A 12253-nucleotide genomic window follows, 5' to 3' on the forward strand; every position below is an offset into this window, starting at 1 on the left:
CCATGATTTGGAGAGTTTCTTTCCTACCAGACCCAACTCTACGCTGCCGAATACCTGGCCAGGGAAAATGGGAAGCCGCCAGCGTCCTAGTCAAGCTACTGACAGTTGTGCCATGCGGCAGCTTCCGGACAAAGTTTAAATGAGGCACTCCTTCTCGGCTTCCACGTCAACCTCCACTACACTGTACAACTTCCCTCGCTGACTTGCTTTGCAGCGATTTAAGGTGCCGAACTCTAGTAGGTACAGTCGATGGCGAACGGCGTTAGGGTGGCACCTCCAACTGAAGCGGTGCAGCAGGCTGCGGCAACGGTGTCAACGCACGCTTCGTATGTCCCGTCGGGAATGAGCCTTTGCGTATCTCGTTTCCTGAAGTCGTCCTTCGCCCATCTATCGCACATGAACCACATGACGAGGTAGATTCCTGACTTGGCGCCATATGCCTTCATGTAGTTATCGCGCAGCTGCGAGGCTGGAGCCGTTATCAGCTCTTTGTTCCAGCAGCCCTTAACTTCAATCACGAGGCTAAGAGACCTTCCAGACTTGCCACTCCTCGTCGGGGAAGATAGTTCAACAAGGATGTCCGTGCGCTCCCCCATGCCCTTCGGATTGTGTGACCTAACTTGAGCCTCGCGGTTGACGATGGCGCCCTTGTGCGAAAGACGGTCCTTCAGCTCGCCTGCAAGCCAATCACACAGTCGAGGTTCGTGCTTGGGACGTTGAGAAATTTCGTCCCACAAAAAATAGACAGCTGGCCGCAAGGCACTCGCGGAAACTTTGTCCGCAATCAAATGAAGTTCACTAAGAACGGCATCGTGCAACTCAGCTTCAGTTCGGATAACACGACCAGTTGATATGCCAAGAACGGCAGTGACTTCGAGGACCTCGTAGGGGAGCCATGAGTCACGGACCAGCTTCTGCTCCGCCTCATATATAAGGGACGCAATCCACGGGTGGTCCGGATGTCGCGCAGAGATTCTCTCAAGAGCCTCAATGCTGTCGGCATCAGCGCGATTGCGCAAGTTGATGAGGCAACAGGTTCTAAAGTCCTGAATGTGATGTCGAACGGTGACAATGCCGCCCAACTTGTCATCGGTAGCTGATGGATACTGCTTCTCCAGAATCTCAAAAATCTGTTCCGTAACTGCCGGGGCAACCCGCAATAGTGGGACATCCTGGCCTGCAACGAGGACTTGCATCTGGGCCGCCATCTGAGCAACTGCTTCTGGACACTGTCGCAATCTTTCCCAGACGTGTGCAATCAGCTGACTAGGCGCATGCTTGGCAAGACGTGAAAGCAGCTTCGAGGCAGGCGCGGCTGAAAGGTCGGACGAGGACTGGATACGCTCGAGCAACTTTCCGATTGCATCTTGGCTGCCTTGTTCAATGAGGAACTCACTAAGCGCCAGAAATCCTTGTTCACTTTTTACTTGAGGCAACAATGCCTCAAGCGCACGGAACAGGGCGTCAGGCATGAAATCAGAGGCAAAGTCAGGCAAGCCGGCAGTAATCTCAAGGGCCAAATGCTGCTCACAGGTTTCTGAAAGCAGCAAAATCATGGAGTCCTCGGCTCGCATCCATGCTTGTTGCAATAGCTCGTTGATAGCCGCGCGCGGCTGTTCCGAAAATCCACAGCGAGCGAGGGCCTGCGCCCACTTCACGACGATTTCACCGAACTCGTCGGTACTTCCATGGCCAGTGGAGTAAAGGAGGACCAACGCTGCGATACCCGCATCCTCGTACGGGTTCGCCTGATTTGCTGCGAGGTTTGCGACGGGGCCTGTAGCGTGCAAATATGCATGAGCAACATCAATAAGCTGCCTCTGCGTTACGGTACTCAACTTTGGCCATAGCGGCGAAGTCGTAACTTCGAGGGAGACCCGGTAGTAGCCTTCGAAGTCCCCTTCATAACGTAGATATGACAGGATGTTGACCCACTTCCACGTGTCCCCGTTTTCAGCACGCACCAAAGCAGCGGACAGCAAGTCTATCGACGGTTTCTTCTCAGTGGGAGGCTCTGTTGGTAAGGTGTGCTGAAGCCTTAAGGCCAGCGTTTTCCTAAGGCTGTCTGCTTTAGGCGAGTCTAGCGGCACGACGTCGACATAGTTGCTAGCCAACTCCGCCAACAGGAGGTCTCGACTCTCCGCATTCGGGCCTGCTGTGGTTAGCAACCACTCGCGGACATCACTGTTGTCGTAGGCGTACCAGAGCGCAAGGTGAGCAATGACTCGCTTCTTGGTCCCGGAGCCCGCCTCCCGCTGGTACGCATCAATCAAATGCTGTCCATCGGCGTCACTGAGTAGACCAGTTCCGTAGCGCAGTTGCCCTGCGACGACGCAGGGCTCGCCTTCCGCCACATTCAGAATTGAATCCAGCAACTGTGAACGTCTATAGGTGTGCGCCTCGAGTTCAAGCCCTTTGTCGAAGCCGCACTGTTCGCGCGATGTAGAGAGTCTGTGGTGGTTAGAGATGGCTAGCCAGGCGACCTTGCCGAAAGCGGCCCACCCTTCGTCGTGGGACATGACCGCCAACGCCGCCTTACTAAACATGTGGGTGACAAAATCTTCCCACGCGATATCCATACTTTGTCGCTGAAGCTGTGGCTCCAACCAAGATAGAAGTGGGGTTATATCCGCAGCCTGAAGGTCAGCGTTTTCCAACTGACGCAAGGCCAATGCATACATACCGCTGAAATTTGAATGCTTTTCCTTCGTGATGCTACCAATGAGCTCCCCCACCGAGATGCCAGCGTCCAGAGCGCTAAGCAGCGCGATACCTCTCAACTCATCGTCGGAATCTTCTGGATGGTCACTGGTAATCAGCGCCCGCAACGCGCTCTTTGCTGCTTGAGAGCCAGTGGCATGTACGGCATATGCAGCGCTCTGTCGAACTTGGTAATCCTCGGACGCCTCTAGGGATATGTCGACGAGCTCCGGGATGTTGCCAACCATTTCGCACATACGCGCTACGTCCGCCGCAAACTGCCGTAGCGTAGCTTTTCTTTTTCGGTCCGCAAGAATCTCCCGTAGTTTCTCGAGTAATCCCGCGTGACGTAGCTTATGGTATGTCCGTATTTGCCGGCGGTCGTATATCGGTAACTTGTGCCGTTCTACTAGTGCGGTCAACTCATCGAAGATGGTCGCAATATGCGTTTCGTCTGTGAGCGATACGCTGCTGTCAAACACCATTGCGGGCTCAGCGTTCAGCACTAGGCCGAGCAATTCCGGGCTGCTATGCCCCAGCCAGGCCGAAAGCTCCCGAAGCTGCGGTACCAGGCGTCCCGAGCCATCCGAAAGACTGAGAACAGCCATGACTTGTTTGGCTGAGATGTTTAGCGACGATATGAAGTGTGCGGCGAGAAATTCGGCATACGTCCGGTGGGCGAAAACGAACACGCCGTCCTCTTTGGCAACGAACAAGCCGGACTGCAGAGTTTCCGCATACTCCTCAATAGTGGCGTACCAATCGCCACTATTGGAAGAAAGGGGAACCGTCAATAGCCGCGCAATATCCAGGCACTGCGCTCCGGCGGGGGCAAAGTTGCCGGTGTTGTCCAGTACGATGTCTGCGTTGTTGGTCAGCAGCACGCAGGTTGCAATCAACCCGGCAAGCTGTAGCCGAGACTGGACGTTCGGGAGAAGAAGACTGCCACCTTCCAAGCGGCTCGTACTGCTTTCTTTCAGTAGGGCAGCGCAACCCCGCTCATAAAGCTCCCATCTACTTGTTGAGAATGTCGAGCCATCTTTGAATTGGGACATCAAGAATCCGAGCCCCAGAGGTTGCAACGCTAGTCCATGTGCGCTTGAACCGTCGAGGGCCTCGAAGAAACAGTTCTCGTCGATTCCTGTTTCCAACAGGCGTGCCAACACCTGCTCTCGAGAGTAAGGCGCGATTTCAAAGACCGAAACTGTAGACTCATTGGAACCGTTTGCTTTCCAATGCTCCCGGAGGAACTCTTCCAGCGAGTCTGGCCATGCTGGCGTACGGCAGGTGATAACCAACTGAAGCGCCCATGGAGAAACGTCACGAAGCACGTCCTCCAGCACAGTTTCTGCACACTTAATGTTGACCCGAGACTCATCCAGGGCGTCGAGAAAGAGTATGGAAGAAACGCCGTCGTTTATGCAGGCTTTCAGCTCACGTCGCAACGCAGCATCCAATCGCGCTGCGTCGGCATATTTGCCAAGGTCCAAACTGGACACCTGCCGACTCGCAGCAGCGAGCGCCCGAGCCTTAAGAAGTTTAAGTTCGTGGGATTTGCCGGAGCCGGGTTCGCCAAGGAGGACTACAACGTCTGATACTTCCTGGAGCTCGTTCGATAGCTTCACGTGCGTATTGTGGAACGCGCGCCATTCCCCGCTAAAGAACACCGTATAGCCATGCTCATCTGTTTCGACAGGCTGCCCGCGCGGAGCCCAGAGCCGGCCGCTCTCTCGAAAAACGATGTCCATGTGCGCCCCCTTGCATTTTTTTCTGAACGACAATGTCGTGGCAAGTTTAGCACCGCGCATACGCTGGTCGCGAAGGACGAAGGTAATCCTTAGGATTGAGACCGCCTGTTCTGCCGAGTATCAGAATTTCTAGGCTGATTTGAGCCGTGGCTTGCTCGCCCGCTGACGGGGTACCGCTGTCCGCGTCAGCATGAGCGGATTGATGGTTGGGACTGGAGCAATGGTCTCGAACCACTGCTCGCGCCCAAGGGCGCGAACGACCTGGATAAGAGTGTGCAGCGATGAGCCGCTGCCGCTCTCGAGATTCCGCAACGTACGAACACTGATACCAGCTCGGGCGGCAAGCGTGGCCTGGTCTAAGTTCTGGTGCACCCTGAGTTTCTTCAATCGCTCGCCAAGTTCGACCTCAAATTCCTGCGAAGTGAGATGCCTTTGTGTACTGCTCGTCGTCTTCATAGCGCTCTCGGAGTCCTCGCTCTCAGTCCATTTGCAATAACAGGCATAATTATGCCCATTAATCCCGTAAATCGCCAATAAGAGGCATGAAGCTGCCGCTTGTTGCGAACGCCTGCTTAGTGTAAGACGCGCACGCGCGCTGAGCAGAATAGCTGGAAGTGACTCGATGACGAGGCAAGAGGGAAAGAATGCTAACTGGCAGCGTAGAGATAGCCAGCCACTGACGTCTCGAAAGTCACGAATCGAGCAAAGCGATATGCCTCGGTAACCCGCACATTGCCCGCCGGATTGCTGGCGTCTCACGCGAGGACAGCATCGTTGTGCTTACCATATGGTCGAGGCCAACTCGCAGCTCCTGCTCTTCGAGCGTAGTCGGCCGACACGGTCTTCCACAATGCTTATCGCTACGCCTGTTTCAGCTGCGTGGCACTGCTCAGCACGGCCACCGGTTGCACCCCAGGTGTACAAAGAGTGGACGCCTCCCCTGCTGGTAGCGGTCCAGGGTCACGTGCGCAAGGACCTTCAACATGTTGAGTTGAGCCTTCAGCTTATCGCGCTCGGCAATGATGGCGTGAGATGGAAGAATGGTCAGCTGCCACGCTGCGCAGCAGATACTCGTGATTCGCCCAACGTTTTCGGCGGCTTTGGCGAGCGTGGACCGGCAATGACCACCCTCACGTCGACCAGGGGTCAATAAACAGAATAGGAATTAGGATTGGAGATGATTGGAATATGTAAAACGCATATTTGCCGCATTGCATTTTCCCAGTACAGCAAGGACAACATCTACTTCAAATCAAAAAATAGCATTTGTCGATATAAAATCGTCATACGCTGAATAAATTTTAAAATTTAGATAAATATGAAAATTTGTATTTGTTTTGTGTCTAATGCCCAAGAACGATAGGAAGCCTGCACGTCTGCATAGGGGAAAGATACAAGTTAAGACTGGACAAACATGCTAAGATTCTAGCAAAATAAGAAGTGGTAACCTGCCAGTATAACTCAAAATAAGCAATTTGCCAACAAATAATCGGACTGACTCTAGATAACGCTGTTCGCATGGCTGAGGTGTTAGAACGAGAGGCTTAACTAGCTGGCAAGAAGTACATAAGCTGAGAGGCATTCCCATGCGCTACTGTAGTGCGATGGCTTATATGGAACAAGGAGAGGATTGGTATGTAGAAAAGTAAAGCCGGACTCATCTTTCGAATCATCCGGCTTTGTCTGCTTGGAAGCAGGGATACTGCAGCTTGGAATCTTCAGTATTCCCTACCCCATCAGGCAAAGTCAATAGTATCCACTCCGTTTTTTCGGCGAGGAGGAGTCGCTATGACTTTTTCAGACTATCTCAGTCAGGAAAGCTGCCCATGCTTTCATAAGCAGCGGGGCAACAAAGGTGCCGCCCTCACTACCCGCAGCACGCCCCAAGCACTGCGGTCACTTCAGTTCGTCCAAGCGCCCACGTTGCCACCTTCAACGACGGGAGTTTGCGATGAGCAAGATTAAATGGTCGGAGGAAAAAATCCTCCAATGGCAGGCCGAGGGACGAGGAAAAGGAACCGGAGCCAACTACCAACCATGGTTGAAAGTCACAGACTTCTCATCACGTGGTAATAGTCGGCGAGTGTTCAGTCAGAAGACTGGTCGGGCCCATCATTTCTTTTCAGATGTGGAGTGGCACTTGTTCCTGCTTCTCGAACACGCCAACGACATCATAGATATTCGCGAGCAATACCCGCTAGACCGCGAAGATACCATCGCCATCGCGACCCGACTCGGTATCCGTCACCCGACTGACCCAGAGACAAGAGTCTCGACAGTCATGACCTGTGACATCCTCGTAACTCGTCAAGTGGGACAGGACCGCATCCTGGAAGCTTTTAACTGCAAGCGTCTCGAAGAAGCCGAAAATACTCGCTCTATTGAGAAGCTGGAAATTCAACACTCCTACTTCAATGGCTGTGACATCGCTCATCGCCTCATATTCCACACGATGCTACCGATGGTTAAGGTTAAAAACATTGAGTGGATGCGTAATGCTCACATTATTAGCCGAGACGAGATAGAGCCATATGAAGGGTACTACCGTGACCACTGTGAACGCATGATGTGTGAACTGGCTCGCGACCCACAGGACGTCTCTGTTTCAGAGTTCAGTGAGAATTACGATACGCGCCATGGCGTCATAACAGGTACGGGCCTACGCGCCATCCGAATGCTACTTTCTCAAGGAATAATAGTCGCGAACCTAAATGAACTAAGCATAGCAGGAGCCCCTGTCAGCAGGCTTCATCCAACCGGTAAGAACCTGCAAAAGGTTGGAGGGTAAATAGATGTTATTTCTTAACGATGTACTAGAGCACAAAGCCTCTGGGGCCAAGTTACGAGTTATACATGCCAACTATGCTGCTGAGGAGATTTGGCTATATAACCTAGGTGATGACCTAGCCTTTCCCAAAATGTATGACTTACACGAGATAGAAGCCGAAGTTGCGGAAGGAAAACTCGTACTGTTTGAGGGTCAAAAAAGCAATCAAGTCATTGCCCCATCAGCGGCAGCCATCTGTCAACGTGATAAAGCTTACTTGAGAATAAAGCCACTACTCGCAAATCTTGACATCTTTGCGCCTAGTGAACGAAACCGTATGGTTGAGATACGTGCAGCTGAAATAGGTTGTGCAAAACAAACGCTGTATGAGGACCTCCGTAACTGGTGGCGTAATGGACAAAACCCCAATGCGCTACTCCCAAAATTTGACAAGCGGGGAAGCAAAGGGGGCACCACGGCCAATAGAGGACGGCGTCCGAAGTATCTGAATTACCAAATTTACCAAATTACCGAAGAGGACCAGAGAATATTCAAGGCTGCACTTGAAAATCTCTTCCTGAAGAATGACCTGATGACGCTACGTGCGTGCTATCAGCGGGTTCTGGAAAATAGATACTCCTATGTTGACGGAGAGGGAGAATCTTGCCTTAAGGCTGTAGGCGAATACCCATCCGAGCAACAATTCCGATACTTCGCGAAGAAAATACTTCCAGCCGAGACCGTCATACGTAAACGGAAAGGGGATGCTGTATTCGAACTGGAGCATCGCCCCAAGCTTGGTAGCCTCCAACATCAGACTTACACGGTTGGCGACGCCTACGAAATTGATGCGACCATTGCAGATGTCCTTTTGGTGTCTCGCCGCAACCGAGCGACCATCATTGGCAAGCCAACCCTCTATTTAGTATTTGACCGCAAGAGCTGGCTGATTGTTGGTTTTTACGTCGGACTGGAAGCACCCTCATGGCCAGCTGCGATGCAGGCTATTAAGTCAATATCTGAAGATAAAGCCGAACTATGTCTACGGTATGGCGTACCTTATAACTCTGCCGACTGGCCTGCTCATGGTGTTTATCCTAAAGAGTTTATCGCTGACCGCGGTGAGCTACTTTCCACCAATAGCGACTTGCTCGTCGAGGGGCTGAATATTGTGGTACGGAATCTCCCTGCACAGAGAGCAGACCATAAGCCCTTGGTCGAGTGCGGGTTCAAGTTATTGCAACGCGCTATGGCAGATTCGGTGCCTGGGTATATCCCACCTGAGAGTTTTGGAAAACGGCAGGGAAAGCATTACGACCAGGATGCATGCCTTAACCTAGATGAGTTCACAACCATCATTCTGCAATCCATCATCCGATTTAACCGCTCGCCTCGAGAGAACTATATCTGGCCCGCAGAAAATGTCATGAATGGTCTCCAACCCATTCCGCTGGATATATGGCATTTGGAAATTCGCCGCCGTGCAGGTGCATTAGCACGTATCCCAGAGATGCAGGTTCGGTTCGCACTACTGCCTAAAATGAAGGCAACAGTTACCCGCGAAGGTATCCGGCTTGGGGCCTGCTACTACTCCTGCCCAGAAGCACTTCAACGTGGCTGGATGGTTGCAGCCAACCGCGGAGAGTTCCCTGTAGACGTGACCTACGACCGGCGTCAGGTAGATACCATTTACGTTCATGATAAGCAGCATGCTAACCAGTTTTTTGTCGCTACCTTATTGGACCGATGCTCAGACTATCGAGGGTTGTCCTTTATGGAGGTGGAGGCAATCGAGTTTCACAGGGAGGCTCTTCGTCAAAAGGGAGAACATATCACTCGTGAAAATCTATTGCAGTTCCACCAGAAAATAGACCCGCTGACCAGACAGGCTAAAGCAGAGATGAGACAGGCTGCCAAGGGCAGGACTCGCTCAGCCAGGAAGAAAGATATTGTAAAAGACCGTGAAAACGAGCGACGTGAGCAGCGTCAACAGGAGGCATGTCTGCCCGGAACTACCTCACCCGAGCGGCCACTCCCCCAAGGCACTGCATTCCCGCCTCTTCCACCAACAAAGCAATCCAGCGATGTAATGCACAACCTCTCGACCGACCGAGATGCCCGCCGACGCCAAAAATACCTGGAGATGCTCAATGGAAACTAGCCGGCATCCCGAGTTTTATCGTGCGTCCTACATCGAGCAGCGAATCCCGCAATATCAGGGAAACCCTCTGATAGAAGCGCTTCCCCCTTCACTCGATGATGAAGGCCTACTGGAAGAGCTTTTTATCATGCCTGAGTTTGCCCCAGAACAGCGCAATTGGCATATCCATGAGCGGGTGCAGATGGTAGCCCAACTCGCGAATTTTATGGTCCCATTGCCGCGCCATCTACAGCTGGCTCACTGCCTGGATGCATTGATGCGACAAGGTTACATCGGGCGTATCCCCCGCTCCGCCGCATCACATCGCGTGTTCGCTAAACTTCATGAGCAGTATCTCCAGAAAGCTTCGTTTCCCGCGAAATCAGGCATAACTGCCCAGCTTTCCAGTTCCTTGATTGGGCTGTCTGGCATGGGCAAGACAACTACCATCAAACGACTACTATCACGCATACCGGAGGTAATACACCATCCTGACTATGGTATCTACCAAATCCCATACCTGCACATAGAGACTCCCTACGATGGTGCGAGTGTCAAGGGCCTAGCTCATTCCATATTCCGCAAGGTAGACCTGTTGCTACCGGAGGCAGCCTACACCAAGGAATACGGCAAAGGCGGGAGGACCGGCGCTGAGACTCTCATGAACCACGCCGCCCGCATCCTGCACATGCATTGTGTCGGTCTACTGGTCGTGGATGAGATACAAAACCTGGAAAACTCGCCAAAGAGTCGACAAGCACTGATGACACTCCTGGTATCCGCCTCCAACGAACTCGGTGTACCTATCCTGTTCATTGGTACGAACAAGGCACGACACATCCTCTCTTTGGATTTCAGGCAGGCACGCCGCTCTATCGGGCAAGGGCTGAACTACTGGGACCGGCTGCAAAAAGGCGATGAGGCGCACCCTAACGAATGGGAGGATTTTGTCAGCATCCTTTGGCGTTTCCAATGGGTACGCCACCCTGTCGCCGAGTCGACATTTCTAACGGACCTGTTGTACCAGTATTCACAAGGTATCGTAGACATAGCCATCAAGCTGTTCGCTGCATGCCAGGTTCGAGCAATGCACGATGACTCAGAGACCATCACTGGGCAACTTATTACCGATGTGGCCCAGCGGGAGCTGGCCATGGTGGCGCCTATGATTAATGCGGTACGCCGAGATGACGTGAATGCTTTGCAGGCCTATGACGACATCGCCCCATTGAATCTTGAATACTTGTTGATGAAAATTGAACATAGCTATGCTGGCCGGAAGACCCGGGGTAGCGCGATAAGGCCGGACAATGAGCTATTCGTTCCCACCGTGGCAGCCTCCCTTGAAGCTGTTGGTTTTGAATCCGAAGTGGCGACCACTATGGCGGAGAACGTAGTCCTCGCGAAACCAGCAAATGCCCTAGATGGTGTAAAAAAGGCACTGGCTGGCGCAACATCTGGTCCCAAGGCTAAGAAATTGAAATCAAAAAAATCTCAACCATCAGTGACTTATCCGCCAGGAGATTACCGGAATGCTTTACAAACCACGGGTAACGAAACGGTATTCCAACGGCTAGGCTCCCTCGGGTTGCTTCCGGACCTAGACCGGGTACTGGACCAGTGAAGCCATGGCTCGCTTCTATTACTTCCCCAGGCCCTACCCCGACGAGCTCATTGGAAGCTTAATTCTGCGAGCCTGCCAACACCTAGGAACGAGCTTCACGGAAATAACCATTCAGCTTACTGGATATAAAAAAAGCCACCTGCCATTGTCTATATCCTCTTGGCTGCCACAAATAGCTAAGGCCTCCGGCATGGATGAGCAAGAATTACTTTGGGAACACACTGTTTTCCCCTATGTGACCCGATTTATGAGCCAAATGGAAACCACTAGGTTGGCTGCTGACTTACTAGATGGCAACAAGGTCGGGAATGCTGCATTAACCCAGCCTGGACTACTAGGGTCACCGGGTCACCGCTTTTGTTTGTTATGCCTGCAAGAGGACCTAGCTAACTTCGGTGAAGTGTACTGGCATCGCGAACACAATCTTCCCATGGTAGAGCTATGTAACCGACACAATATTCCGCTTCAAGTGGATAGGCCGTTGATTAATCTGACGACTCGGAGAAATTCCGCCGTTGACCACCTTCCAAAGCCGCAGACTGCAGAGCCACTGAAACCCATCATTCCAATTTATATTGCACGAGAAATAAGTACCATAAGTGCGGAGTGCCTGATTGTCCGGAACAGGAAGCGCCCTGTGGATTGGTGCAGCAATTATCGGTCGCTATTGCGCACCAAAGGATTCCCTCAGCAAGGAATAGGCTTGGCCGGCCTGCTTTTTGCAATGACATTTGAAGAAACACTTGGAACGTCGTTTTTACGACAGGCGCGATTAGCCTTCAGCCCCAGAAACCAGCCATGGCCAACCCTGATGCTTAGGGAGTTAACTAATATTCGTTTCAGCACCCCCAAGCACGTTCTTATGAAGTCATACCTTAACCTTCTAAACGTTTTTGAACTAGTGCTCAACAAAGATGCCATTTATCTTCCGCCTGGCCCTACGCCACGAGATTATGAAGAATTAGACGCAGGCTACGTCAGAAAAATTAATGAAGCCATTCATGTAAGAAAAAAAGGAAACATACGTATTGAAATTGCACAGATGCTGAGAGAGCTAGGGATTCTATCCACATACAGGCACTCTCGAGATAAATTACCAAAAACAAAAGAGCTGATTTCTAAGCTACGCAAATACGGATTTCCTGAAATGCAAATATGAATAATGAACAAAAATATTGTCACCATTCAATAAATTTGCGATTCACGGCAATTGCATTGCAACCTGAAACAACAAAAAGTATTTAAACATTAATTCTAGTAGTCACCGTTTTGAA

Annotated in this window: 6 protein-coding genes; 4 read left to right on the top strand and 2 right to left on the bottom strand. The window is 51.8% G+C overall.

The annotated features are described in order from the left end of the window. Nucleotides 1–233: 233 nt before the first annotated feature. Both QU481_RS10975 and QU481_RS23860 read right to left on the bottom strand, forming a co-directional pair. A complete protein-coding gene (locus tag QU481_RS10975; protein WP_289830024.1) occupies nt 234–4448 on the bottom strand; it encodes an NACHT domain-containing protein in 4215 nt (1404 codons plus the stop codon). Between the two features lie 129 nt (nt 4449–4577). Further along, nucleotides 4578–4904, bottom strand: a complete 327-nt coding sequence (locus tag QU481_RS23860) for a helix-turn-helix domain-containing protein (protein ID WP_353962186.1) — start codon at nt 4902–4904, stop codon at nt 4578–4580. Between the two features lie 1495 nt (nt 4905–6399). Here QU481_RS23860 and QU481_RS10980 point away from each other — a divergent pair. From QU481_RS10980 to QU481_RS10995, 4 genes are read left to right on the top strand one after another with little or no spacing between them, the layout of a single operon-like run. Next, on the top strand, nt 6400–7236 hold the full coding sequence (locus QU481_RS10980; protein WP_289830025.1) for a TnsA endonuclease N-terminal domain-containing protein: 837 nt from the start codon (nt 6400–6402) through the stop codon (nt 7234–7236). 4 nt (nt 7237–7240) lie between these two features. Next, complete coding sequence (locus QU481_RS10985; RefSeq protein ID WP_289830026.1) at nt 7241–9376, top strand: TnsB C-terminal domain-containing protein; 2136 nt, start codon at nt 7241–7243, stop codon at nt 9374–9376. After that, nucleotides 9366–10979 (top strand): ATP-binding protein, encoded by a 1614-nt coding sequence (locus QU481_RS10990; protein ID WP_289830027.1) that lies wholly within the window; start codon nt 9366–9368, stop codon nt 10977–10979. Before QU481_RS10985 ends, QU481_RS10990 begins: the two co-directional genes overlap by 11 nt. Before the next feature lie 4 nt (nt 10980–10983). After that, a complete protein-coding gene (locus QU481_RS10995; RefSeq protein WP_289830028.1) occupies nt 10984–12138 on the top strand; it encodes a TniQ family protein in 1155 nt (384 codons plus the stop codon). The last annotated feature ends 115 nt before the right edge of the window (nt 12139–12253 follow it).

Origin of the sequence: Crenobacter oryzisoli (assembly GCF_030385785.1) — a bacterium.
Classification (GTDB): Bacteria; Pseudomonadota; Gammaproteobacteria; order Burkholderiales; family Chromobacteriaceae; genus Crenobacter_A; species Crenobacter_A oryzisoli.

What these genes read in the sequence shown, in the direction of transcription:
- QU481_RS10990 (WP_289830027.1), top strand. Translation starts at nt 9,366, where the DNA reads ATGGAAACTAGCCGGCATCCCGAGTTTTATCGTGCGTCCTACATCGAG.
- QU481_RS23860 (WP_353962186.1), bottom strand. Translation starts at nt 4,904, where the DNA reads ATGAAGACGACGAGCAGTACACAAAGGCATCTCACTTCGCAGGAATTT.
- QU481_RS10980 (WP_289830025.1), top strand. Translation starts at nt 6,400, where the DNA reads ATGAGCAAGATTAAATGGTCGGAGGAAAAAATCCTCCAATGGCAGGCC.
- QU481_RS10975 (WP_289830024.1), bottom strand. Translation starts at nt 4,448, where the DNA reads ATGGACATCGTTTTTCGAGAGAGCGGCCGGCTCTGGGCTCCGCGCGGG.
- QU481_RS10995 (WP_289830028.1), top strand. Translation starts at nt 10,984, where the DNA reads ATGGCTCGCTTCTATTACTTCCCCAGGCCCTACCCCGACGAGCTCATT.
- QU481_RS10985 (WP_289830026.1), top strand. Translation starts at nt 7,241, where the DNA reads ATGTTATTTCTTAACGATGTACTAGAGCACAAAGCCTCTGGGGCCAAG.